The sequence below is a fragment of the Streptomyces flaveolus genome, assembly GCF_000716535.1.
GTDB classification, from domain to species: Bacteria; Actinomycetota; Actinomycetes; order Streptomycetales; family Streptomycetaceae; genus Streptomyces; species Streptomyces flaveolus_A.
Map to the genome: position 1 here is coordinate 149540 of NZ_JNWV01000006.1, position 23622 is coordinate 173161.

The 23622-nt window shown below is 73.2% G+C and carries 19 protein-coding genes and 1 pseudogene; 11 read left to right on the forward strand and 9 right to left on the reverse strand.

Annotated elements, in window-relative coordinates; translation table 11 throughout:
* Positions 1-1116 (reverse strand): annotated as a pseudogene (locus tag OO52_RS07260) (acyl-CoA dehydrogenase family protein); the annotation flags it as partial.
* Between the two features lie 66 nt (positions 1117-1182).
* Between OO52_RS07260 and OO52_RS07265 the strand changes: the two are divergent.
* Genes OO52_RS07265 through OO52_RS07275 form a run of 3 tightly spaced genes read left to right on the forward strand, consistent with a single transcriptional unit; the run spans position 1183 to position 3785 of the window.
* Positions 1183-1965 carry an SDR family oxidoreductase gene (locus OO52_RS07265; protein WP_030642152.1) on the forward strand — a complete coding sequence of 261 codons (783 nt, stop codon included), beginning with the start codon at positions 1183-1185 and terminating at the stop codon, positions 1963-1965.
* Positions 1966-1990: 25 nt separating this feature from the next.
* Positions 1991-2602 carry a TetR/AcrR family transcriptional regulator gene (locus OO52_RS07270; RefSeq protein WP_030642154.1) on the forward strand — a complete coding sequence of 204 codons (612 nt, stop codon included), beginning with the start codon at positions 1991-1993 and terminating at the stop codon, positions 2600-2602.
* Between the two features lie 25 nt (positions 2603-2627).
* On the forward strand, positions 2628-3785 hold the full coding sequence (locus OO52_RS07275) for an acetyl-CoA C-acetyltransferase (protein ID WP_030642156.1): 1158 nt from the start codon (positions 2628-2630) through the stop codon (positions 3783-3785).
* A 175-nt stretch (positions 3786-3960) separates the two neighbouring features.
* Here the strand turns inward: OO52_RS07275 and OO52_RS07280 are convergent, their stop codons facing one another.
* From OO52_RS07280 to OO52_RS07295, 4 genes are read right to left on the reverse strand one after another with little or no spacing between them, the layout of a single operon-like run.
* Complete coding sequence (locus OO52_RS07280) at positions 3961-5019, reverse strand: NAD(P)H-dependent flavin oxidoreductase (RefSeq protein ID WP_030642158.1); 1059 nt, start codon at positions 5017-5019, stop codon at positions 3961-3963.
* Positions 5019-5759, reverse strand: coding sequence for a CoA-transferase subunit beta (locus OO52_RS07285; protein ID WP_037628786.1), 741 nt, complete (start codon positions 5757-5759; stop codon positions 5019-5021). The genes OO52_RS07280 and OO52_RS07285 overlap by 1 nt, the downstream gene beginning before the upstream one ends.
* Positions 5756-6607: a CoA transferase subunit A gene (locus OO52_RS07290; RefSeq protein ID WP_030642160.1), complete on the reverse strand. Its 852-nt coding sequence runs from the start codon at positions 6605-6607 to the stop codon at positions 5756-5758. Before OO52_RS07290 ends, OO52_RS07285 begins: the two co-directional genes overlap by 4 nt.
* On the reverse strand, positions 6608-7369 hold the full coding sequence (locus OO52_RS07295; protein WP_030642162.1) for an enoyl-CoA hydratase family protein: 762 nt from the start codon (positions 7367-7369) through the stop codon (positions 6608-6610). It abuts the gene before it with no gap.
* 190 nt (positions 7370-7559) lie between these two features.
* Between OO52_RS07295 and OO52_RS07300 the strand changes: the two genes are divergently transcribed.
* A complete protein-coding gene (locus tag OO52_RS07300; RefSeq protein WP_030937324.1) occupies positions 7560-8324 on the forward strand; it encodes an SDR family oxidoreductase in 765 nt (254 codons plus the stop codon).
* Complete coding sequence (locus OO52_RS07305) at positions 8321-9226, forward strand: SDR family oxidoreductase (protein WP_030642166.1); 906 nt, start codon at positions 8321-8323, stop codon at positions 9224-9226. Before OO52_RS07300 ends, OO52_RS07305 begins: the two co-directional genes overlap by 4 nt.
* A gap of 54 nt (positions 9227-9280) precedes the next feature.
* Here the strand turns inward: OO52_RS07305 and OO52_RS07310 are convergent, their stop codons facing one another.
* A complete protein-coding gene (locus tag OO52_RS07310; protein ID WP_030642168.1) occupies positions 9281-9772 on the reverse strand; it encodes a MarR family winged helix-turn-helix transcriptional regulator in 492 nt (163 codons plus the stop codon).
* Positions 9773-9887: 115 nt separating this feature from the next.
* On the opposite strand from OO52_RS07310, the gene OO52_RS07315 reads away from it, so the two are divergent.
* On the forward strand, positions 9888-11327 hold the full coding sequence (locus OO52_RS07315) for an MFS transporter (RefSeq protein WP_030642169.1): 1440 nt from the start codon (positions 9888-9890) through the stop codon (positions 11325-11327).
* Between the two features lie 47 nt (positions 11328-11374).
* Here the strand turns inward: OO52_RS07315 and OO52_RS07320 are convergent, their stop codons facing one another.
* Positions 11375-12256, reverse strand: a complete 882-nt coding sequence (locus OO52_RS07320; protein ID WP_030642171.1) for a hypothetical protein — start codon at positions 12254-12256, stop codon at positions 11375-11377.
* Between the two features lie 241 nt (positions 12257-12497).
* Positions 12498-14255, reverse strand: coding sequence for a glycoside hydrolase family 35 protein (locus OO52_RS07325; RefSeq protein WP_030642174.1), 1758 nt, complete (start codon positions 14253-14255; stop codon positions 12498-12500).
* A 152-nt stretch (positions 14256-14407) separates the two neighbouring features.
* On the opposite strand from OO52_RS07325, the gene OO52_RS07330 reads away from it, so the two are divergent.
* From OO52_RS07330 to OO52_RS07350, 5 genes are all read left to right on the forward strand, one after another.
* The gene (locus OO52_RS07330) at positions 14408-15298 is read left to right on the forward strand and encodes a helix-turn-helix domain-containing protein (protein ID WP_030642176.1); all 891 of its coding nucleotides are present in this window, start codon (positions 14408-14410) and stop codon (positions 15296-15298) included.
* Between the two features lie 34 nt (positions 15299-15332).
* Complete coding sequence (locus OO52_RS07335; RefSeq protein WP_030642178.1) at positions 15333-15683, forward strand: chorismate mutase; 351 nt, start codon at positions 15333-15335, stop codon at positions 15681-15683.
* Between the two features lie 127 nt (positions 15684-15810).
* On the forward strand, positions 15811-18303 hold the full coding sequence (pepN, locus tag OO52_RS07340) for an aminopeptidase N (RefSeq protein WP_030642180.1): 2493 nt from the start codon (positions 15811-15813) through the stop codon (positions 18301-18303).
* A gap of 541 nt (positions 18304-18844) precedes the next feature.
* The gene (locus OO52_RS07345) at positions 18845-20209 is read left to right on the forward strand and encodes a pyridoxal phosphate-dependent decarboxylase family protein (protein WP_030642183.1); all 1365 of its coding nucleotides are present in this window, start codon (positions 18845-18847) and stop codon (positions 20207-20209) included.
* Positions 20206-21618 (forward strand): lysine N(6)-hydroxylase/L-ornithine N(5)-oxygenase family protein, encoded by a 1413-nt coding sequence (locus OO52_RS07350; RefSeq protein WP_030642185.1) that lies wholly within the window; start codon positions 20206-20208, stop codon positions 21616-21618. Before OO52_RS07345 ends, OO52_RS07350 begins: the two co-directional genes overlap by 4 nt.
* A gap of 34 nt (positions 21619-21652) precedes the next feature.
* Here the strand turns inward: OO52_RS07350 and OO52_RS07355 are convergent, their stop codons facing one another.
* Positions 21653-23458 (reverse strand): bifunctional metallophosphatase/5'-nucleotidase, encoded by a 1806-nt coding sequence (locus tag OO52_RS07355; protein ID WP_030642186.1) that lies wholly within the window; start codon positions 23456-23458, stop codon positions 21653-21655.
* Positions 23459-23622 lie beyond the last annotated feature (164 nt).

Below are 23622 nucleotides of genomic sequence, written 5' to 3' on the forward strand. Positions count from 1 at the left end.
AAGCAGCCGCTCGGCGACGATGTCCCGCTGGATCTCGTTCGTGCCCGCGTAGACCGGCCCCGCCAGGGAGAAGACGTACCCCTCGGACCAGGCGCCGTCCGCCAGTTCGCCCTCCGCGCCCAGCAGATCGAGCGCCGTCTCGTGCAGGGCGAGGTCCAGCTCGGACCAGAACACCTTGTTCATGCTGGACTCCGGCCCGAGCCGGGCGCCGTCCAGGACCCGGGAGGCGGCGGCGTAGGTGAACAACTGGTAGGCGCGGGCCGCGACCAGGGCGTCGGCCACCCGGGCGCGGGCGTGCCCGGGCGAGCCCTGGGCCCGCCACAGGTCGCGCAGCCGGGCGGCGGAGGCGAGGAAGCGGCCCGGGGAGCGCAGGGTGAGTCCGCGTTCGTCGCCCGCCGTGGACATCGCGATCCGCCAGCCCTGGCCCGGCTCGCCGATCACGTCTTCGTCCGGGACGAACACGTCGTCCAGGAACAGCTCCGCGAAGGCCGGCTTGCCGTCCAGGCGGCCGATCGGGCGGACGGTGACGCCGGGGGCCCGCAGGTCGAACATCAGGTAAGTGAGCCCCTCGTGCCGCCGGGGAGCGTCCGGATCGCTGCGGAAGAGGCCGAAGGCCCGGTCCGCGAACGCGGCCCGCGAGGACCAGGTCTTCTGCCCGCGCAAGCGCCAGCCGCCGTCCACCCGCACCGCCCGTGAGCTGAGCGCGGCGAGGTCCGAGCCCGCCTCCGGCTCCGACCAGGCCTGCGCCCAGACCACCTCACCGGTGGCCATCGGCGGCAGCACACGCGCGCGTTGCTCCTCCGTGCCGTACGCGAAGAGGGTCGGCGCGAGCAGGCTGACGCCGTTCTGGCCGACCCGGCCGGGCGCGCCCGCCGCCCAGTACTCCTCCTCGAACGCCAGCCACGCGAAGGTGGTGGCCGCACGGCCGCCGTACCGCTCCGGCCACGACACCACCGACCAGCGGCCCGCGGCCAGTTCGGCCTCCCACGCGCGGTGGGCCGCGAAGCCCTCCTCCGTCTCCAGGGACGGCAGCGGCGTACGCGGCACGTGCGCCGCCAGCCAGGACCGGGCCGCGGCGCGGAACTCCTCGTCGGCCGGAGAGTGCGTCAGGTCCACGGTCGCCGCCTTCCTTCCGCGCCGGTCACCTTCCCTAACAAGTGTTTGGTAGGTTAGCGTGACCCCATGACAGGCGTCGAGAGCCCGGCCTACGTCCCCGGGCACGGACTGCTGCGCGGGCGCACCGCCGTCATCACCGCGGCGGCCGGCACCGGCATCGGCGGAGCCACCGCGCGCCGCTTCCTGGAGGAGGGCGCCCGGGTGTTGATCAGCGACGCCCACCCGCGCCGGCTGAAGGAGCACGAGGCCGCGCTGGGCCGGGAGTTCCCCGGCGCGGTCGCTGCGGTGCCGTGCGACGTCACCGACGAGACCCAGGTGCGGGCCATGTTCGACGCGGCCGTCGCCGCGCACGGACGGCTGGACGTCGTCGTCAACAACGCCGGGCTCGGCGGCACTTCGGCCCTCGTCGACATGACCGACGACCAGTGGAACCGGGTCCTGGACGTCACCCTGAACGGCACCTTCCGCTGCACCCGGGCCGCCCTGCGCGCCATGCGTGACGGCGGCGGGGTGATCGTCAACAACGCCTCCGTCGTCGGCTGGCGCGCCCAGGCCGGACAGGCCCACTACGCCGCCGCCAAGGCCGGTGTGATGGCACTGACCCGCTGCGCGGCCGTCGAGGCCGCCGCGTACGGCGTGCGGGTCAACGCGGTCGCCCCCAGCCTCGCCATGCACCCCCACCTGGAGAAGGTTACCTCCGCCGAACTGCTCGCCGAGCTGACCCGACGGGAGGCCTTCGGCCGGTACGCGCAGCCCTGGGAGGTGGCCAACGTGATCGTCTTCCTCGCCTCCGGCTACTCCTCCTACCTGACCGGCGAGGTCGTCGCCGTCAGCAGCCAGCACCCCTGACGGGCGGGCAGACCACAATGGGTGCGTGCCGACCAAGAAGAAGCCCCAGGTGACCGCGGCAGCGGCCCGGCGCGGAGAGCTCCTGAGCACCGCAGCCGAGGTCTTCGCCGAGCACGGCTACAACGCCACCACCGTCCGCAGGATCGCCGACCACGCCGGGATGCTCGCGGGCAGCCTCTACTACCACTTCGACTCCAAGGAGTCGATGCTCGAGGAGATCCTGCGGACCTTCCTCGACGAGCTCTGGGACGGCTACGACACCGTCCTCGCCTCCGGACTCGGGCCCCGCGAGACGCTGGAGGCGCTGGTCACCGAGTCCTTCCGGGAGATCGACCGGCACCGAGCGGCCGTCGCGATCTACCAGAAGGAGAGCAAACAACTCGTCGCCCAGGACCGGTTCGCCTTCCTCGCCGAGTCCCAGCGCCGGTTCGAGAACGCCTGGCTCAGCACGCTGGAACGCGGGGTCGCCGGGCGGGTCTTCCGCGCGGACCTCGACGTCCGGCTCACCTACCGGTTCGTCCGCGACACCGTGTGGGTCGCCGCCTCCTGGTACCGGCCCGGCGGCAAGCACAGCCCCGAGGAGATCGCCCGCCAGTACCTGTCGATGGTCCTGGACGGGATCGCCGTACGCGAATAGCACCTTTCCTACAGAGGGAGTTGCCATGGCCGAGGCCTACATCGTCGAAGCGGTCCACACACCGGTCGGGCGGCGCGGGGGAGGACTCGGCGCGGTCCACCCGGCCGACCTGGGCGCGCGGGTGCTCACCGCGCTGGTGGAGCGCTCCGGGATCGACCCGGCCGCCGTGGACGACGTGGTCTTCGGCTGTCTGGACACGGTCGGACCGCAGGCCGGCGACATCGCCCGCACCTGCTGGCTGGCCGCGGGCCTCCCCGAAGAGGTGCCCGGCGTCACCGTCGACCGGCAGTGCGGCTCCTCCCAGCAGGCCGTCCACTTCGCCGCGCAGGCCGTGCTCTCCGGCACCCAGGACCTGGTGGTCGCCGGCGGGGTGCAGAACATGTCCCAGGTCCCCATCGCCTTCGCCTCCCGGCAGGCCGCCGTCCCCCTCGGCCTGACCGAGGGCCCCTTCCTCGGCAGCACCGGCTGGCGCGCCCGCTACGGCGACCGGCCCGTCAACCAGTTCGCCGGCGCCGAGATGATCGCCGCCCAGTGGGGCATCGACCGCGAACAGCAGGAGGAGTTCGCCCTGCGCTCGCACCGGCGCGCGATCTGGGCCATCGACACCGGCCGCTTCACCCGCGAGACCGTCCCCTGCGGCCAGGTCACCGTGGACGAGGGCCCCCGCCGGGACACCTCCCCGGAGAAGATGGCCGCCCTGCGCCCCGTCCTCGACGGCGGCACGGTCACCGCCGCCTGCTCCTCCCAGGTCTCCGACGGGGCCGCGGCCCTGCTGCTCGCCTCCGAACGGGCCGTACGCGACCACGGACTGCGCCCGCGCGCCCGCGTCCACCACCTCTCCGCACGCGGCGAGGACCCCATCCGCATGCTCACCGCGCCCATCCCGGCCACCGCGCACGCCCTGAAGAAGACCGGTCTGACCCTCGACGACATCGACCTCGTGGAGATCAACGAGGCCTTCGCGCCGGTCGTCCTCGCCTGGCTGAAGGAGACCGGAGCCGACCCCGGCAAGGTCAACGTCAACGGCGGCGCCATCGCCCTCGGCCACCCCCTCGGCGCGACCGGCGCCCGGCTGATGACGACCCTCCTGCACGAACTGGAACGCACTGGCGGCCGCTACGGCCTCCAGACCATGTGCGAGGGCGGCGGCCAGGCCAACGTGACGATCATCGAACGGCTGTGACGCTGCGGTGGGGCGGCGCCGGGTGAGCTTCGGCGTACGGCTGTGCCGGGGCCGGAGCCGGAGCCGGAGCCGGAGTCGGGGCCGGGGCCGGGAAGGGGGTGGCGCCGGGGTGGCGGCCGGGTCGAGCTCAGCGAACGCTCGTGACGCCACGGCGGGACGGTGCGACACGTGACCGTCACCGGTCCGCTCTCAACTCCGTCAGTCCGGCCAGCACCTCCTCCGCCTCCTTCATGATCCGCTCCACCAGTTCCGCGCACGACGGCAGGTCGTCGATCACCCCGGCGACCTGTCCCGCCGCCATCACCCCCAGATCCGTACGGCCGTCCACCATCGCCGACTTCAGCAGCATCGGCGTGTTCGCGGCCAGCAGCACCTGACCCCAGGACAGCTCCTTGCCGTGCCGGAGGGCGAGGCCGTCGCGGACCAACTGCCGCCAGGTGAGCCCCGACAGCCGCCGGAAGCCGGCCGCCCGCCGTGCCGCGTGCGCGAAGCCGCGTATCCGGCCCGACCGCTCCAGCGCCGCCACCAGGTCGGTGCGCAGCATCCGGTGCGGCAGTCCGTCCACCGCCCGGGTCACCGTGACGTCCCGGACCGTCGCCGCCAAGTACCTGGCCTTCACCACGTCCGGCACCGTCGAGTCGGACGTCAGCAGGAACCGTGTGCCCATCGCCACCCCGGCCGCCCCGTACGCCAGCGCCGCCACCAGCCCCCGCCCGTCGAAGAAGCCGCCGGCCGCCACGACCGGTATCCGCACGGCGTCCACCACCTGCGGCAGCAGCACGCTCGTCGCCACCTCGCCGGTGTGCCCCCCGCCCTCGCCGCCCTGCACGAGCACCGCGTCCGCGCCCCAGGCCGCCACCTTCTCGGCGTGCCGCCGGGCACCGACGGACGGGATCACCACCACGCCCGCCGCCTTCAGCTCGGCGATCAGCTCGGCGGAGGGGGCCAGGGCGAAGGAGGCCACCCGGACGCCCTCCTCCAGCAGGATCCGCACCCGGTCCGGCGCGTCGCCCGCGTCGGCCCGGAGGTTCACCCCGAACGGCGCGTCCGTACGGGACCGCACCTCCCGTATCGCCTCCCGCAGCCGGTCGAGCGGCATCGTGGCGGAGGCCAGGATGCCGAGCGCGCCGGCGTTCGCCGCCGCCGAGACCAGACGCGGCCCGGCCACCCACCCCATCCCCGTCTGCACGACCGGATGGCGGACCCCGACCAGCCGGGTGAGCGCGGTCTCCATCAGCTCCCCGTCCCTTCCGGCACCTCGCGCGCGCGTGCCCCCGCCGGGTCCAGCACCTCACGGATCAGCCGCGCCTCCTCCGCCTCGGGCTCCCGGGTGAACGGCACGTCGTCCGCCACGGCCAGCGGGAACCCGGTCGCCTCCCGCACCCGCTCCACGCTCACCCCCGGGTGCACCGAGACCAGACGCATCGAGTGGTCGGGCGTGGCGAAGTCGAAGACGCCGAGGTCGGTGACGACCCGCGCGAGGTGATGGAAGCGGGCCGCGCCGCCCAGCCCGGCCGCCCGGTCGTACCCCACCCCGCACACCATGTCCACGCGCTCCACGAACACCCGCCGGGAGTGTCTGGGCACCCAGTAACTCGTCGGATTGTTCAGCGTGTTGAGCGGCGCGCCGCGCACTCCGAGGAGCTGTCTGCGGGGGTGCGCCCAGTCGCCCACGCAGGAGATGTTCTGGTTGCCGTACCGGTCGAGCTGGCTCGCGCCCATCATCACGTGCCGCCGGCCGCCCGCCACCAGCTCCAGGTGCTGCCGGTAGGGCAGCCAGCCCTCCGGTGTGCCGTCCGGGCGGACCAGCAGGGCCTCGCCGTCGGTCAGCAGCAGGTCCGGTGCGAAGGTGAGCCGGGCCAGCCGCGCGCCCAGCGACGGGATCGGACCCATCGGGCTCGCCAGGACCTCCCCGGCGCCCCGCCAGGCCTCGGCGCAGGCGATCACGCAGTACTCGGCACGGGTGGCACTCACCGCTCCTCCTCCTTCCGCCAGCCCCGGACCGCCGCCCGGTAGGCGGCCTCGTCCGCGCCGAGGAACCGTGCGGCGAACTCCGGCCAGGGCGTGGTCGCGTACCGCCGCTGGAACTCCTCGTCCCTGCCGTACTCCGGTGCGCAGGAGGTGAAGTGCGCGCCGTTCGGCGCCTCCACCACACCGGTCACCGCCAGCCGCTTGAGCAGCAGCGACTGCGGGGCCGCCACCTTGGCCAACTCGGCCGTGTCCACGATCCGTTCGCAGGAGACGTAGGCCGCGTCCGCCGCCTCGCAGAACAGGTCGTCGAAGTACGGGTCCGGGCCGAGGTACTGTCCGTTGCCCAGCCGGTCGGCGCGGTTGACGTGCACCAGGGCCGCGTCCAGCCGCAGCGCGGGCATGGCCACGAGCGTCTCCCCGTCCGCGTACGGAGACGTCACCGTCCTGAGGTCCGGGTCGACCCGCATGACGTCCGAGCCGAGTCCCGCCCGCACCGGCAGGAACGGCAGACGCTGCGCCGCAGCCCGCAGCCCGCACTGGAACATCCCCTCGTCGACCTCCCTCAGCGCGAAGCCGCCGCGCTCGCGCGCCGCCCGGTAGTGCGGTTCCAGCGGGATGGAGTCCAGGGTGACGAAGGCGGTGACCAGCTTGCGGATCCGGCCGGCGGCGGCCAGCATGCCGACGTCCGGGCCGCCGTACGAGACGACCGTCAGATCGCCGATGTCCGACCGCAGCAGCGCCCGGACCAGCGCCATCGGCTTGCGGCGGGAACCCCAGCCGCCGATGCCGAGGGTCATGCCGCTCGCCAGCCGGGAGACCACCTCCTCGGCGGTCATCGTCTTGTCGCCCATCTACACCCCCTTCTTCCCGGAGTCCCCGGACTTTCCGAACGTGTCGCGGACCCGGTCGGCCAGGCCGCTGAGGTTGGCCTCGAACGTGAAGCCCTGTTCGAAGCGGTAGCTGCGGCGCACGTCGACCGGATCGATGCCGTTGATGGCCGCCTTGGCCATGCGCAGCAGCCGTCCGTCCTTGCCGGCGATCTCCCGGGCCGGCTCCAGCGCGGCCCCCGCCAGTTCCGCGCGCGGCACCACCCGCCAGACCGAGCCATGTCCGTGCAGTTCGGCGGCGCTCGCCGTGCGCCCGGTGTAGTACAGGGCGCGCATCAGGTGCTGTGGGACCAGCCGGGCCAGATGGGTCGCCGCGCCCAGGGCACCCCGGTCCAGCTCGGGCAGCCCGAAGACGGCGTCCTCGCTCGCCACCACCGCGTCCGCGGTGCCGACCAGGCCGATCCCACCGCCCAGGCAGAAGCCCTGCACCGCCGCGACGACCGGTGTCTCGCACTCGTAGACCGCCGCGAAGGCCTCCGCGCAGCCCTGGTTCGCGCCGATCAACGCCTCCTGCCCTGCCGCCTGTATCTCCTTGATGTCCACGCCCGCGTTGAACCCCCGCCCCTCGGCGGTCAGGACCACGCACCGGATCTCCGGGTCCCGGCCGGCCGCGCGCACGGCACCGGCCAGGTCGAACCAGCCGCGCACCGGCAGCGCGTTGACCGGCGGGTAGTCGACGGTGACTACGGAAATCCCCTTTTCCGGGGACGAACGGGAGACACCCATGGGCGCATCAGCTACCTTTCCACCAAACATTTGTTAGGTACGAGGCTTCGAAGCTAGCAGTGGTCACGGACAAGCGGGAGGCCCTGTGGACAACCGCGCTGCTGTGGACAACGGCCCTGTGGACAACGGTTCTGCAGGCGACGCCCCTGTAGGTAACGGTCGTCCAGGCGACGGCTCTGAGCGCACCTCACTGCGCGACAGCACCGTGGTGGTCACCGGCGGCACCCGGGGGGTGGGCACGGGGATCGCCCGGGCCTTCGCCGAGGCGGGCGCCCGGGTGCTGGCCTGCGCCCGCAGACCGCCCGAACAGCCCTGCGACGGGGTCGAGTTCGTACCCCTCGACCTGCGCGACCCGCCCGCCGTCCGGGCCTTCTTCGCCGGACTGCCCCGGCTGGACGTGCTCGTCAACAACGCCGGCGGCACCCCGTACCGGCACCTGGCCGACGCCGACGCCGAACGGCACGCCAAGGTCATCGAGCTGAACCTGGTCACCCCGCTGACCGCGTCCCTCGCCGCCTACGACCACCTCAGGCGCGCCAGGGGCTCCATCGTGATGGTCGGCAGCGTCAGCGGGAACCGGCCCTCGCCGGGCTCCGCCGCCTACGGCGCGGCCAAGGCCGGGCTCGCGAACCTGGCCGCCTCCATGGCCGTGGAGTGGGCGCCGGAGATCCGCGTCAACACCCTGGTCGTCGGCATGGTCCACACCGACCTTGCCCCGCTGCACTACGGCGGCCCCGACGGCGTCGCCGCCGTCTCGCGCACCGTCCCGCTGGGCCGGCTGGCCCTCCCCGCCGACGTCGGTGCCGCCGCCGTCTTCCTCGCCTCCGACGCCGCCGCCTACATCAGCGGGGCGAGCCTGCATGTGCACGGCGGCGGGGAACGGCCGGCCTTCCTGGAACGCCGCCGCCCCTCATGTCCCCGACGCGTCGATCCAAGGGAAAGAGAGCTGAGATGAGCGGAATCTGTGCGGACCGGGTCGTCGTCGTCACCGGGGCGGGCCGGGGGCTCGGCCGCGCCCACGCCCTGGCGTTCGCCGCCGAGGGCGCCCGGGTCGTCGTCAACGATCTGGGTGTCGCCCTCGACGGCGCCCCGGACGCCGGGCGGCCGGCGGGCGCCGTCGTGGCCGAGATCCGGGCGGCGGGCGGTGACGCGGTCGCCCACGGCGCCGACATCGCCACCGGTGAGGGCGCGGCCGGCCTGATCCGCACGGCCGTCGAGACGTACGGCCGGCTCGACACGCTCGTCAGCAACGCCGGTTTCCTGCGCGACCGGATGCTGGTCAACCTCGGCGAGGACGACTGGGACGCCGTGATCCGCGTCCATCTCAAGGGCCACTTCCTGCCGTTGAGGCACGCGGCCGCGCACTGGCGGGCCGAGACCAAGGCCGGGCGGACCCCGGTGGCCCGGGTCGTGCACACCGGCAGCGGGGCCGGCCTGCTGGGCTCGGTCGGGCAGGGCAACTACAGCGCCGCCAAGGCCGGGATCGTCGGGCTCACCCTGGTCGCGGCGGCCGAACTGGCCCGCTACGGCGTCCAGGTCAACGCCGTGGCACCGGCCGCCCGCACCCGCATGACGGAACGTGCCTTCGCCGCGACCATGGCGGCCCCGGCCGCCGGTTTCGACGCCATGGCCCCCGAGAACGTCTCCCCGCTCGTCGTCTGGCTCGGCTCGGCCGGGAGCGCGGGTGTGACCGGCCGCGTGTTCGAGACCGAGGGCGGTCGGATCACCGTCATGGAGGGCTGGCGCCCCGGCCCCACCGCCGACAAGGGTGCGCGCTGGACACCGGCGGAGGCGGGGGAGGCGGCTCGGAAGCTGCTGGCGGAGGCGGAGCCGCCGGGGCGGGTGTACGGGGCGTAGGGGCCCCGCCCGCGCCTCCCACCCGGTGGCGTGCGGGCCGGGCGGCGCGACGGCCTACGAGCCGGGCCGCGCGACGGCCTGTGAGCTGAGCCGCGCCGCCGCCTCCCGCTGCCGCTCCGCCATCACCGTCAGGAAGCGCACCACCGTCTCCAGCTCCTCCGTGCTGAACTCCTCGCACGCCGCCACGATGTCGCGCGCCCAGTCCTCGAAGAAGACGGCGAGTTCGCCGATCTTCTCCTGGTTCAGTTCGACCAGCACCCGGCGCTTGTCCGTCGGGTGGGCGACCCGCCGGGCGAAGCCCTTGGTCTCCAGGCGGTCGACGAGGCCGGTGACGGATGCGGGGGCCAGACCGGTCAGCCGGGCCAGGTCCTTCGCGGTGAGCGGGCCGTGCCGCTCCAGCAGATCGAGGGTCTTCTCCTCCGTGGCGTTCAGGCCCTGCTTCGCGGCGATCGCCGAATGAAACATCACGGTGACGCCGCTGTGGACGCGGCCCACCTCCATCAGGCGCCGGAGCGTCTCGTCCCGCTTCTCGTCTCCCTCGGTCATGGACTCAGACTAGCAAGTAGTTCGTTCGGTCGAACTAAGTACTTGCGGGGGCAGGCGTATCGGTGCAACTCTTTCGTTCGGCCGAACGAAATAACCCGAGCCGAGGGGGACACCCATGTCCACGACCGCCACCGCACACCCGCCGACCGCCGCGGAACCCCACCCTCGCCGCTGGGCCGCCGCCGTCGTGATGATGATCGCGGCCCTGATGGACCTGCTGGACACCACGATCGTCAACGTCGCGGTCCCGTCCATCAGCCGCGACCTGCACGCCTCGGCGAGCGACTTGCAATGGGTCGTCTCCGCCTACCTGCTGGGCTTCGCGGCGGCCCTGATCGTCTCCGGCCACCTCGGTGACCGCGTCGGCCGCCGGCCGCTCTTCCTCGCCGGTACGGCGGGCTTCGGGCTGGCGAGCCTGGCGTGCGGCATCGCCCAGTCACCGGGGCAGCTGATCGCCGCCCGGGCCGTCCAAGGCGTCCTGGCGGCCGTGCTCGTGCCGCAGGTGATCGGCTCGTTCCGCACCCTGTTCCACGGCAAGGAGCGCGGGGCCGCCTTCGGAATGTACGGCGCCGTAGCCGGCTTCGCCTCGGCCGTCGGGCTGCTGCTCGGCGGGGTGCTCACCGACGCCGATCTGTTCGGCTGGGGGTGGCGCTCGGTGTTCCTGGTCAACGTGCCGGTCGCGGTGGCGACGTTCGTGGGCGGGCTCGTCCTGGTGCCGACCACACGCGAACGGTCGGCGGGGCGGCCGGACGCCCTCGGCAGTCTCCTCCTGGCCGGCGGACTGGTCGCGATCGTGCTGCCGCTGGTGCAGGGCCGGGAGAACGGCTGGCCGCTGTGGGGCTGGATCTGCCTCGCGGCGGGCGCGGCGACCGTGGCCGGGCTCGGCGTGTACGAGGCCCGGCGGCACCGGCCGGGCACGGTGCCGCTGCTGCCCGCGCGCGCGTTCGCTCTCCCCGCGTTCTCCGTGGGCGTGCTCGTCCAGCTGCTCTTCTCCCTCGGCATGCAGGGCTTCTTCCTGGTCTTCGCGGTCTGGCTGCAGGGCGGCGAGGGGTACACCCCGCTCCAGGCCGGGGTGGTCACCGTCGCGTTCTCGGCCGGCGGGTTCCTGACCGCGCCCGTCGCGGACGGGCTCGCCGTGAAGTACGGGCGGCTGGTGCTCGGCGCCGGGGCGCTGCTGATGGCCGGTGGGTTCGGCTGGGTGTGGGCCGCGATCGACGACGCGCCGGCGGTCCACGCGGGCGCGTGGCCGCTGGTACCGGGGCTGGTGCTCGCTGGGGCCGGGCTCGGGTTCCTGGTGGTGCCCTTGGTGAACGTGGTGCTGTCGGCGGTGCCGGGGGAGCTGGCCGGGGGAGCGTCCGGGATCTTCTCCACGGCTCAGCAGTTCGGGGGCGCGCTGGGGGCGGCCGTGATCGGCACGGTGTTCTTCGGAGCCGTGGGGGAGGGGTTCGGCGGGGCGCTCGACGGGGCGATGCCGTGGGTCGTCGGGATGTTCGTGGGGTGCGGCGTGCTGTGCGCGGCGCTTCCGCGGCGGGCGGTGTCGGAACACGCGGGCTGACAGGGCGTTCATGGGGCAAAGGGGTACGGCGGTGAAGGGCGCTGAAGCTACGTGTCGCACTCCAGCACCGTCCGGCACAACCCGCACCGCGCCCGTACCCGCCCCCGCACCGGCACCCTGATCCGTTGGTGGCAGGTCGGACACGGGAAGGTCACCCCGAGGTGGCCGCCGCTGTCGGGGGCGAAGGAGTACGGGGCCGTCGGCGGGGCGCCGGAGACGTGCCGGCGGTCGTGGGCGTAGCGGCGGCGGCCCGCCCAGCCGGCCCCGGTCAGCGGCGGCTGCTGCTCGTCCTGGCGGGCCCGGGCCATCCCCTTGACGTAGGCGGTGTAGGCCTGGGGGCTGGTGAACCACACCGACGGGTCCTCCTGGAACAGCAGGGCCCGCTTGGCCAGGACGTAACCGAACTCCTCCGGGGTGAGATAGCCGAGTTTCTGCGACGAGACCCCGTCCTCCCGGTAGGCGTCCAGCAGCAGCCAGCCCGCGCCGAGGTAGGTCGTCGCCGTGTCCGTCAGGATCTCGTTCTCCGCCGTGGTGGGGAAGGCGAGATCCAGGCGGTGCAGGTAGACGTGCGCCACCTCGTGGGCGAGCGCGGCGCCGATGTCCCTGCGGTGGGTGCGGAACCGGTCGTTCAGCTCGACGAAGTACTCGGGGCCCGCCGCCAGTTCGACGTTCGCCGCGTGGGTCATCTCCCGGAAGCCGACGATCAGCCGCGCGTCCGGCAGCCGGAAGTGCCGCACGATCTCCCGGGCCACGCGCTGCGCACCCAGATGCAGGTCGTCGGTGTCGCAGAAGGCCACGTCGGCCGGGGCCACGCTGGCCGAGAACGTCTCGATGGTGTCGCGGGACAGGCGCCGGTACAGCGCGGTGATGGCGGCCCGCACCGTCTCCAGGTGCGGGTAGCCGTGCTGGACCGGTCCGCCGTTCGCCACGTCGGCACCCCCTGAAGACGCCGGAACTCCTCATCCACTGTAGGCGGGACGGCAGCGCGGGAAGGGCGCCGTCGGGTCGCTCGCCATGCGGACGGCAGGGGGGAAGGGGCCCCAGCGGGGCCCCGGGCGGCAGGTGGTAAGGGTGTCGTTGGGCGAGCCGTCACCGGGCGGCAGGTGGCAAGGGCGGGGTTGGACGGCCGGCACCCGAGCGCCAGGCAGGAAGGCCCCGTGGGCGTCGGCGTCATACGGGCAGCAGCCGTAGCGTCGGCCCGTCCGGTGCGCCCCCCTCCAGTTCCAGCAGCCAGACCTCGTTCTCGCCCTCCCGCAGCACCGGCCCCGGCACGTACAGCGACCGCTGCGGGCCCACAGCCCAGTAACGCCCCAGGTTGAAACCGTTGACCCAGACGAAGCCGCGCGTCCGGCCCGGCAGCTCCAGCCGGGCGTCCCCGGCCCCGCGGACCGTGACCGTGCCCCGGTACAGCCCCGGCGCCCCCTCCCCGGGCACCGCGCCGAAGGGCACCGTGCCCACCCCGTCGGCGAACGCGTCCAGATCCAGCCCACGCGCGCGTACCCCGTGCAGATACTGCCGCTCGTGCAGGATCCCGCCGGTGACGCCCTTCGCCTCGCCGAGCCGGGGCCCGTAGTTCACCCGCCCCAGCGACTCCACCCACAGCTCCACGCGCGCGGGGCCCGCGACCGGCTCCCTCAGCCGCGGCTCCTCCTCCGTGAGCACCCCGGCCCGCTCCCCGTCGACGTACACCACCGCCAGATCCCGCAGCCCGCGCACGGACAGCGGGTACGGCTGCCGGGGGCCGGGCACGTCCACCGTGTAGCGCACGAGGCCCCGGGTGATCCCCAGCTCCTCGAACGTGGGCGGCACGGAACCGGCCGTCTCCGGACCGCCCAGCGCCTCCAGGACGTCGGCCAGGGGTGCCCAGCCGGTGAGCGCCGCCTCGGCCGGGGCAGCCAGCGCGGCAGGCCGCGCGGGCGGGTCGGGCAGCGGGCCGGTCCGGTAGGCGGCCAGCACCTCGCGGAAGCGCCAGAACTTCTCCGTGGGGCGGCCGTACTCGTCCACCGGCGCGTCGTAGTCGTACGAGGTCACATCCGGCTCCAGCGGACCCTCGTGCGACTCGCCGCCGCCCCGGTTGGCGCCCGCCCAGCCCCCGAAGCTCGTGCCGCCGTGCGCCATGTACAGGTTCACCGAAGCCCCGCACTCCAGGATCTCCCGCAGCGCCTCGGCGGCCTCGGCCGGATCCCGTACGGCGTGCCCGCCGGCCCAGTGGTCGAACCAGCCGCACCAGAACTCCATGCACATCAGCGGGCCCCCGGGGCGGTGGCGGCGCAGCGTCCCGAAGGCCTCGCGCGCGTGGGAGCCGAAGTTCACCGTGGCGAGCACCCCGGGCAGCGAACCCCCGGTCAGCATGTGGTCCTCGGGGCCGTCCGAGGTGAACAGCGGAACGCCGATGCCCTCGGCGCGCAGCAGGCCGGCCAGCTCCTCCAGATGGCCGGTGTCACTGCCGTAGCTGCCGTACTCGTTCTCCACCTGGACCATGATCACCGGGCCGCCGCGGCCGATCTGGCGGGGCACGATCTCGGGCAGCAGCCGGTGGAACCAGTTCCGGACGTGGGCCGTGTACCGCTCGTCACGCGTACGCGCGCGCGTGCCCGGCTCGCCCGTCAGCCACGCCGGCAGCCCGCCGTTCTCCCACTCGGCGCAGATGTAGGGCCCCGGCCGCACGATCGCCCACAGGCCCGCCTCGCGGACCGCGTCCAGGAACCGGCCGACCGCCCGCACGTCCCGGAAGGTGCCCGGACGCGGCTCGTGCAGGTTCCACGGGACGTAGGTCTCCACGCAGTTCAGGCCCATCGCCCGCAGCATCGCCAGCCGGTGCCCCCACTGGCCCTCGTGCACCCGGAAGTAGTGCAGCGCCCCGGACAGCAGCCGCACCGGCCGCCCGTCCAGCAGGAACTCCGACTCCCCGACCGCGAACCCGCTCATGCGCCGTCCCCCACCCTGATCTCGTCCATCGGCCCTCAGCCTCACCCCCTACCGGCGACCGGCACCATGGACGAAGATCGCCACTGCTTGGACAAAAGGAGGACCGGCGCCACTCGGACAGGGACGCGCCGCGCGGCACGCCGGGAGGAGCGATGTACCAGACCTGGATGCGGTTCTTCAGCCCCGGCCCCGCCCACCACCGCCTCGGCCTGGCCTGCCTCGGCGTCGGCCTCCAGCACGGCGCGCTGCCCACGGTCGGCCCGCGCACCCTCGACCACCACGTCGCCGTGGTGATCAGCGCCGGCGGCGGCTGGTACCGCGGCACCGACGGCCGCCGTACGACCGTCACCGCGCCCGCGCTGCTGTGGCTCACCCCCGGCGTGCCCCACCACTACGCGCCCGACCCGGACACCGGCTGGGACGAGGGCTTCGTCGACTTCACCGGACCCGCCACGACCGCCTACCGCGACCTCGGCTACATCGAACCCGACCGCCCCGTCGTCCCGCTCTCCGACGCCACCGGACCCCGCGCGGTCATCGCCCGCGTCGCCCGGGCCGCCCGCCGCGGCAACCCCCTGCTGGAGGTGGAGACCGGCGCCGCCGTCCACGAACTCCTCGTCGCGCTGCGCCGCGCCCGCGCCGACCTCGCCCCCGACGGCGACCAGGTGCTGGCGGCCCTGGCCCGCGACGCCTGCACGCCGATGAGCGTCGCCGACCACGCCGCCCGGCACGGGATGACCCCCGCCGAACTGCGCGACGCGGTCCGCCGGGCGGCCGGGCGCACCCCGAAGGACTACCTGCTCGGCATCCGGCTCGGCCGGGCCAAGGAACTCCTCGCCACGACCGAGCTGCCCGTCGCGGGCGTCGCCCGCCGCGTCGGCTACGACGACCCCGCCTACTTCTCCCGGCTGTTCACCCGGCGCGTGGGCCTCGCCCCCGTCCGGTTCCGCGCCCAGCAGGGCCGTACCGTCCCCGGCGGCTGGAGCGACCGCGTCCCCGACCCCGGCGATCCGCCGATGATCCACTCCCCGGACACCCCGTAGGGCCTAGCCCGAGAAACGCATAGGGTGAGCCCCCATGACCACCAGCAACACCGGGACCGGTGCCGACGACCCCCAGGTCCGCCAGGAACTGGAGCGGCTGCGCGACAGCATCGACAACATCGACGCGGCCGTCGTCCACATGCTCGCCGAGCGCTTCAAGTGCACCCAGCAGGTCGGCCGGCTCAAGGCGCTGCACCAGCTGCCGCCCGCCGACCCCGCCCGCGAGGCCCGGCAGATCGAACGGCTGCGCAGCCTCGCCGAGAACGCCAAGCTCGACCCGGCGTTCGCCGAGAAGTTCCTGAACTTCATCATCGCCGAGGTGATCCGGCACCACGAAAGCATCGCCGAGGACACCCACAACGGACAGCCGGCGCACGAGGACTGAGCAGGGCCCTGACCGGGGGCCCGCAGGGGTTCGGCCGGCCGAGCGAGCACGGGGGCGCGCAGCGGACAAAAGCCGTGTACCGATCCGCCCCTGTGCGCTGTAGGCCGCATCAGGCAGCATGTCCTGCATGTCCGTACTCACGCGCGACGAAGCGCAGCTCCGAGCACAGTTCCTCGACGTCCACCGGTACACGGTCGAACTGGACCTCACCACCGGTGACGAGACCTTCGACTCCCGTACCGCCATCCGGTTCACGGCGCGGTCCGACGGGGACACGTTCGTCGAGCTGAAGCCCGCCGAGCTGCGCAGTGTCACGCTCGACGGACAGCCGCTCGACCCGGAGTCCCTGTGCGAGGACCGGCTGCCGCTGAAGAACCTCACCGCCGGCGAGCACGAGCTGCGCGTCGACGCGGTCATGCGCTACTCCCGCACCGGCGAGGGCATGCACCGCTTCACCGATCCCAGCGACGGCGAGACGTACGTCTACACGCAGATGTTCCTGGACGACGTCCAGCGCGTCTTCGCCGCCTTCGACCAGCCCGACCTGAAGGCCGTCTTCGAGGTCTCGGTCAAGGCCCCCGAGGGCTGGAGCGTCCTCGCCAACGGCGTCACCGAGCACCGCGGCGACGGCCTCTGGCAGGCCACGCCCACCCCGCCGGTCTCCACCTACCTCGTCGCCGTCGCCGCCGGCCCCTGGCACTCGGTGCGCACCGAGCACCGCGGACTGCCCTTCGGCATCCACTGCCGCCGCTCCCTCGCACCCCACCTCGACACCGACGCCGACGAGATCCTCGACGTCACGCGCGCGTGCTTCGACCGCTACCACGAGAAGTTCGAGGAGCCCTACCCCTTCGACTCCTACGACCAGGCCTTCGTCCCCGAGTTCAACGCGGGCGCCATGGAGAACCCGGGCCTGGTCACCTTCCGCGACGACTTCGTCTACCGCTCCGCCGTCACCGACACCGAGCGGCAGACCCGCGCCATGGTCATCGCCCACGAGATGGCCCACATGTGGTTCGGCGACCTCGTCACCCTCAAGTGGTGGGACGACATCTGGCTGAACGAGTCCTTCGCCGAGTACATGGGCTACCAGACCACCGCCGAGGCCACCCGCTTCACCGACCCCTGGACCGAGTTCGCCGTCACCCGCAAGTCCTGGGGCTACGACGCCGACCAGCGGCCCACCACCCACCCGGTCGCCCCCGAGAACGTCGACGACACCGCCTCCGCCCTGCTCAACTTCGACGGCATCTCCTACGCCAAGGGCGCCTCCGCACTGCGCCAGCTCGCCGTCTGGCTCGGCGAGAAGGACTTCCTCGCCGGCATCAACGCCCACTTCGCGCGGCACAAGTTCGGCAACGCCACCCTCGCCGACTTCATCGACTCCCTCGCCTCCGCCACCGACCGCGACGTGCACGCCTGGGCCGACAGCTGGCTGCGCACCACCGGCGTCGACAAGCTCACCCCGCAGATCGCCGCCGCCGGCGGCACCTGCGCGCTGACCGCCGACCGCGCGGGCAGCCGCCCGCACCGCCTCAGCGCCGGCCTGTACGACCACGACGTCGCCGAGGAGGGCCGGCTGCTGCTGCGCGAGCGCATCGACCTCGACGTCCCGCAGACCGCGCCGCAGCCCATCGGCAAGCGCCCCGCACTGGTCCTCCTCAACGACGGCGACCTCACCTACGCCAAGATCCGCTTCGACACCGCCTCCTTCGAGACGCTCCGCACCAGCCTGTCCGGCCTCCCCGACCCGCTCACCCGCGCGGTCGTCTGGAACGCCCTCAGGGACGCCGTCCGCGACGGCGAACTCGCGCCCACCGCCTACCTGGAGACGGCCCGCGCCCACCTGCCCCGCGAGACCGACCTGGCCGTCGCCGAGGGCGTCCTCGCCTTCGCCGCCGGCCAGCTCGCCGACCAGTACCTGACGCCGGAGGAGCGCCCGGCCGCCCTGGCCACCCTCACCTCGCTCTGCCGCGACCTGCTGCGACGCACCGAGGACGGCGACCACCCCGGCCTGCGGCTGATCGCCGTACGGCACCTGATCGACGTCGCCGCCCACCCGGAGACCGTCGCCGCCTGGCTCGCCGACGGCACGGTGCCCGGCGGACCGGAACTCGACCCCGAACTGCGCTGGCGCATCCTCGCCCGGCTCGCCGTGCTCGGCGCCACCGACGAGGACGCCATCGCCGCCGAGCTGGCGCGCGACCCGAGCGCCACCGGACAGGAGGGCGCCGCCCGCTGCCGCGCCGCCCTGCCCGACCCGGAGGCCAAGCGCGCCGCCTGGGAGGCGATGTTCGCCGGCGACGACCTGTCCAACTACCTCTTCACGGCCACCGCCCAGGGCTTCTGGCAGCCCGAACAGGCCGAGCTGGTACGGGAGTACGTGCCGCGCTTCTACGCGGACGCGGTCGCCGTCGCCGCCCGCCGCGGCCCCGCCATCGCCGTCGCCGCCGGCCGCTGGTGCTTCCCCGCCCACGCCGTCGACGCCGAGAACCTGCGCCTCGGCGAGGCCTGCCTGCGCGACGCCGACATCACCCCGGCCCTGCGCCGCACCCTCGCCGACCGGCTGGACGACCTGTCCCGCGCCCTGAAGGCGCGCGGCGAGGAGCGGGCGGAGTAGAGGAGAGCAGGCCGGAACAGGTCGGCGTGGGTCCGACGACGCGGGACGCGGCCGGTCCCTGCCGGTGACACGGGGGACCGCCCGCCGTTCCCGGGCCCGGACGGCCAGGGACCGACGAAGCCCACGAAAGGCGCCGTGATCGCCAGACCGGCGAGCCCTCGCCGACCGTCTCCCCACCAAGGTCGTGCGGTCCCACCCCGACGACCCCGCAGCCCTGTTCGCCGGCGCGCACCACGGCGATCAGCGAAACGCTCGGCGGGAAGCTGACGCTCGCGGAGAACGCCCGGCCGACCGCCCGGCCGACCGCCCGGCCGAGGCGGCCCCGTGCGGAGAAGCTCGCCACGCCAGGAGCCCGGCTGCGCCAACGCCTCCAAGGGGTACGGCAGTACACACTTTCGGGTTCCGTTCGCCCGGCTTCCGGGACACAGGGCCCTCTTCCGGTACAAGCTGGAACTCCACCCACACGCCGGAAGCCCCGGGCCCTGGATGCCCGCCGGACGTTCCCCTGCCCGGAGGAGGGCCCATGAGCGCAGGAGAGCCCATGAGCCTGCCGCCCCTCGCCTCCGGCCCCGCCGGCCCCGACGCCCTGCGGCCCCTCCTCGACACCGTGCTCGACGCCCTCGCGGCCGGCCGAGACGAACGCGGCGGACCGCTGCCCGCCGGCGGACCGGACGCCGTCGCCGCACGCGTCGCCGACGCCCTCGGGGACGTCCTGCCCGACACCGGCGACCCGGACGCCCTGCGCGCCCTCGTGCACGCCCTCGCCGCGGGCGCCGCCGACCCCGCCGACCCGCTGTGCGCGGCCCACTTGCACTGCCCTCCGCTCGCCGTGGCCACCGCCGCCGACCTCGCCGCCAGCGCCCTCAACCCCTCCCTGGACTCCTGGGACCAGGCCCCGGCCGCCTCCGCCCTGGAAGCCGCCGTCACCCGCACCCTCGCCCGCACGGCCGGGCTCGCCGACGCCCTCGTCACCACCGGCGGCACCGAGTCCAACCAGCTCGCCCTGCTGCTCGCCCGCGAGGCACACGACGGCGTCCGCCTCGTGTGCGGCGCCAACGCCCACCACTCACTGCCCCGCGCCGCCTGGCTGCTCGGCCTGCCCGACCCGGTCGTCATCCCGACACCCAACGGCACCCTCGACCCGGCCGCCCTCCACGAGACCCTCACCGCGCTGCCCGGCCCCCCGCTCGTCGCCGCCACCGCCGGCACCACCGACGCCGGCCTCATCGACCCACTGCCCGAGATCGCCGGCCTGTGCACCGCCCACGGCGCCCGGCTGCACATCGACGCGGCCTACGGCGGCGGCCTCCTGTTCAGCGACCGGCACCGCGACAAACTCGCCGGACTCGAAGCCGCCCACACCGTCACCCTCGACCTGCACAAACTCGGCTGGCAACCGGTCGCCGCCGGACTCCTCGCCGTCGCCCGCCCCCACGAACTCACCGCACTCCAGCAGCGCGCCGACTACCTGAACGCCGACGACGACACCGAGGCCGGACTCCCCGACCTGCTCGGCCGCTCCCCGCGCACCAGCCGCCGCCCCGACATCCTCAAGATCGCCGTCACCCTGAAGGCACTGGGCCGCGGCGGGCTCGGCGCCCTGGTCGACCAGGTCTGCGCCCGAGCCCGCGAGCTCGCCACGCTGATCCGCGAGCACCCCGGCTTCGAGCTGTACGACCGACCCGTCATCAGCACCGTCCTGTTCCGGCCCGCCGAGGCCGACGACGACACCGTGGCCACCGTACGCCGACGGCTGCTGCACGAGGGCCGGGCCGTCCTCGGCCGCGCCCGACTCGACGGCCGGCTCTGGCTCAAGGCCACCGTCCTCAACCCCCACACCCGGCCGGACGACCTGGCCCACCTGCTCAAACTCGTCGAACTCGCCGAAAGAAGCTTCCCCGGATGACCCACCCCCCACGCCAAGAGCCCGCCTCCCCTCGCGACCTGGTCGGCATCGGCATCGGCCCCTGCAACCTCTCCCTCGCCGCGCTCGCCCAGCCGCTCGCCGAACTCGACGCCGTCTTCTACGAACAGCGCCCCGACTTCGACTGGCACCCCGGCCTGCTCATCGACGGCGCCACCGTCCAAGTGCCCTTCCTCGCCGACCTGGTGACCCTCGCCGACCCCACCAGCCCCTGGAGCTTCCTCAACTACCTCAAGACCCGCGAGCGGCTCTTCCCCTTCTACTTCGCCGAGCACTTCCACATCCGACGCGCCGAGTACGACGCTTACGGCCGCTGGGTCGCCGGACAACTACCCGGGCTGCGCTTCCGCCACCAGGTCGACGGGGTCCGCTGGAACTTGGAACGGGACGTCTTCGAGGTCGACTTCACCCAGCTCGACGCCGACGGCGAGGCCGAGGCCCTCGGCCGTACCTACGCCCGCAACGTCGTCCTCGGCATCGGCACCGCCCCCTACGTGCCCGACCCCCTCAGGCCCCTGGTGGACGCGCCCGGCGTGCCCGTCGTCCACGCCGCCGACTACCTCGACCACCGCGACAGCATCCTCGCCGCCGGGCACGTCACCGTCGTCGGCTCCGGACAGTCCGGCGCCGAGGTCTTCCTGGACCTGCTCCGGCACCGCCCGGCCGGCCAGGAGAAGCTGCACTGGATCGGCCGTACCGAGGCGTTCGCGCCCATGGAGTACTCCAAGCTCGGCCTGGAACACTTCACACCCGACTACACGCGCTACTTCCACGCCCTCGCCGAGCCCGTCCGCGACCGGCTGGTCGCCGCCCAGTGGCAGCTCCACAAGGGCATCGACGCCGGCACCCTCGCCGCCATCCACGACGAGCTGTACCGGCGCACCCTGCACGGCGGCTGGCCCGACACCGTCCTCACCCCCGGCGTCCGCGTCCGCACCGCCGGCCGCATCGCCACCAGCAAGATCGAGCTGCACCTGGAGCACCTCCAGCAGGACAGCCGCTCCCGGCTCACCACCGACGCCGTCGTCCTCGCCACCGGCTACCGCGAACGCCCCCTCGACCGCATCCTCGCCGGACTCGACCCCTACATCCGCCGCGACAGCAGCGAACGCCCACGCGTCGACGACGAGTTCCGCCTCGTACTGGACCCCTCGGTCACCGGCTCGGTCTACGTCCAGAACGCAGAGCTCCACACCCACGGCGTCGGCGCCCCCGACCTCGGCCTCGCCGCCTGGCGCAGCGCCACCATCCTCAACTCCCTCACCGGGAAGGAGCCGTACCCGCTCCCCTCCCGCACGGCCTTCACCTCCTTCGGCCTCGACGAGCCCGCTGCCCGGGTACCGCAGGGCAGGCAGCCCCAGCGACTCGTCCCGCTGGTCGAAGGAAGGTGAACGCCGTCCAGGAAACCCCCGGAGCCCCGCGGCTCTAGAACACCGGCTTGCCGTCGCGGACCAGCTTCCAGTCCACCGACGCGAAGTCCTTCGGGTCCAGGACACCCTTCGCGGTCACCCACTCCGCGATCCGGGTGCGGATCTCCGTCGACTCCGACCACAGCTCCTTGGCGGTGGCGACGTGCGGGAAGGCACCGCCGCCGTTGGCCCGGTAGTTGTTCACGGCGAGCACGAACTGCTGCGCGTCGTCCAGCGCGGCCCCGTTGAAGGTCAGGTTCTTGATCCGCGACCCGGCCGGCTGGGCGATGTCAATGTCGTACGACAGACCCGAGACGTAGTCGTAGTTGTAGTCCGGACGGCCACCGGCGTTGGTCAGCTTCTCCACGTCCACCGCGGCGTCGGCGGCCGTCTGGACGTAGTACTCCGCCGAGTACTCCAGGTAAGCGCGGACCTGGGCGCCCGTCAGCAGCTTGGCGACCAGCGTGTTGTCGTACACGTACAGGCTCGACAGGTCCCGGATGGTCACGTCGCCGGCCGGAATCTCGGAGGTCCGGGAGAACGGCGACGCCTGCGCGATCACCGGCAGCGAGGCGTACGCGGTGCCCGCGAGCGCGGCCTTGACCACGTCCTCCTGGACCTTGGTGATCAGATCGATGATCGGGGCGTCCTTGTAACGGGCCTCGACCGTCGTCAGGGTCTCGGTCGCCCGGCCCACGACCTGGTTGACGTACGCGACGACCTTCTCGTGCTCGTCGGCGAGCAGCTTGGTGATCTTCGGGTCGTCGGCGACGGCGTTGGAGTTGCGCAGCGAGGCGGAGACCGACTCGACCTCCCAGCGGCCCTTGCCGAACACCAGCTCGATGTCGAAGACGGTGAGCCGCTCGGCGAAGCACAGCGGCTCCGACAGGACGACCGTCTTGCCGGTCTTCTCGTTGACGACCTTCAGCTCCGGGATCTCCACGTGCGCGTGACCGACCAGGATCGCGTCGATGCCCGGCACCTGCCTGGCCACGTTGGCCGCCGCGTTCTCCACGTACGGCACCTGGTCGCCGTACGACGACGTGCCGGAGGTGCCCGAGTGCGCCGAGACGACGACCACGTCCGCACCCATCGACCTCAGCTTCGGCACCCACTTGGCGGCCTGCTCCTCCAGACCCGGGAAGCTCAGCTTGCCCTGCACGTAGGCCTTGTCCCAGATCGCGATGCCCGGGTTGGTCAGACCGAGGACCGCGACCCTGACCGGCTTGGCGCCCGGCACGTGGAAGGTCTTCATGAAGTACGGCGGGAAGGCGGGCTTCAGCGTTTTGGCGTCCACCGCGTTGGCGCCGAGCAGCGGGAAGTCGAGCTGGTCCTCGAACTTCCGCAGCGTCTCGATGCCGTAGTTGAACTCGTGGTTGCCGAGGGCCGCCGCGTCGTACCCGATCGCGTTCATCGCCTGCGCCATCGGGTGCACCGGGCCGCCCTTGGCGGTGATCGGGTCGACCTTGGCGTAGTAGTACGTGAGCGGGGTGCCCTGGATGGTGTCACCGGCGTCCAGCAGCAGGGTGTTGCAGCGGCCCTTCTCCTCGCGCACCTGCTCGACCAGGGTGGAGATCCGGGCCAGGCCCATCGCGTTGCCCGCCTTGTCGGCGTACTCGGCGTCCTTGAAGTAGTCCCAGTTGAAGACGTGCCCGTGCAGGTCGGTGGTGCCCATGACGGTCAGGGAGTACCGCTTCACGGGGTGCCCGGGCTTCCCGGCCTCCGCCGCCTCGGCCGCCGGAGCCGCCGCCGCGCCGGCGATCGCCACTCCCGCTCCGGTGGCGGCGGACTTCTTCAGGAACTTCCGGCGGTTCAACGGCATCTCTCGGTCTCCTTGGCGGTGGCACAACAGCGCGCGAGTACAACAACGCGCGTAGATTCTGACCTGAGCATGACTTGCCGCAACAGGTCCAGAAGGTTGCGATCTGGTGACCATCGCTCATAGGAGCGGACCACCGCACAATTCAACACTTGTCAATAACCCTT

Bases quoted from the DNA above. Each gene is read 5' to 3' on its own strand.
- OO52_RS07265 (WP_030642152.1), top strand. From the start codon at position 1,183: ATGACAGGCGTCGAGAGCCCGGCCTACGTCCCCGGGCACGGACTGCTG.
- OO52_RS07275 (WP_030642156.1), top strand. From the start codon at position 2,628: ATGGCCGAGGCCTACATCGTCGAAGCGGTCCACACACCGGTCGGGCGG.
- OO52_RS07280 (WP_030642158.1), bottom strand. From the start codon at position 5,019: ATGGAGACCGCGCTCACCCGGCTGGTCGGGGTCCGCCATCCGGTCGTG.
- OO52_RS07290 (WP_030642160.1), bottom strand. From the start codon at position 6,607: ATGGGCGACAAGACGATGACCGCCGAGGAGGTGGTCTCCCGGCTGGCG.
- OO52_RS07295 (WP_030642162.1), bottom strand. From the start codon at position 7,369: ATGGGTGTCTCCCGTTCGTCCCCGGAAAAGGGGATTTCCGTAGTCACC.
- OO52_RS07305 (WP_030642166.1), top strand. From the start codon at position 8,321: ATGAGCGGAATCTGTGCGGACCGGGTCGTCGTCGTCACCGGGGCGGGC.
- OO52_RS07310 (WP_030642168.1), bottom strand. From the start codon at position 9,772: ATGACCGAGGGAGACGAGAAGCGGGACGAGACGCTCCGGCGCCTGATG.
- OO52_RS07315 (WP_030642169.1), top strand. From the start codon at position 9,888: ATGTCCACGACCGCCACCGCACACCCGCCGACCGCCGCGGAACCCCAC.
- OO52_RS07325 (WP_030642174.1), bottom strand. From the start codon at position 14,255: ATGAGCGGGTTCGCGGTCGGGGAGTCGGAGTTCCTGCTGGACGGGCGG.
- OO52_RS07330 (WP_030642176.1), top strand. From the start codon at position 14,408: ATGTACCAGACCTGGATGCGGTTCTTCAGCCCCGGCCCCGCCCACCAC.
- OO52_RS07335 (WP_030642178.1), top strand. From the start codon at position 15,333: ATGACCACCAGCAACACCGGGACCGGTGCCGACGACCCCCAGGTCCGC.
- pepN (WP_030642180.1), top strand. From the start codon at position 15,811: ATGTCCGTACTCACGCGCGACGAAGCGCAGCTCCGAGCACAGTTCCTC.
- OO52_RS07345 (WP_030642183.1), top strand. From the start codon at position 18,845: ATGAGCCTGCCGCCCCTCGCCTCCGGCCCCGCCGGCCCCGACGCCCTG.
- OO52_RS07350 (WP_030642185.1), top strand. From the start codon at position 20,206: ATGACCCACCCCCCACGCCAAGAGCCCGCCTCCCCTCGCGACCTGGTC.
- OO52_RS07355 (WP_030642186.1), bottom strand. From the start codon at position 23,458: ATGCCGTTGAACCGCCGGAAGTTCCTGAAGAAGTCCGCCGCCACCGGA.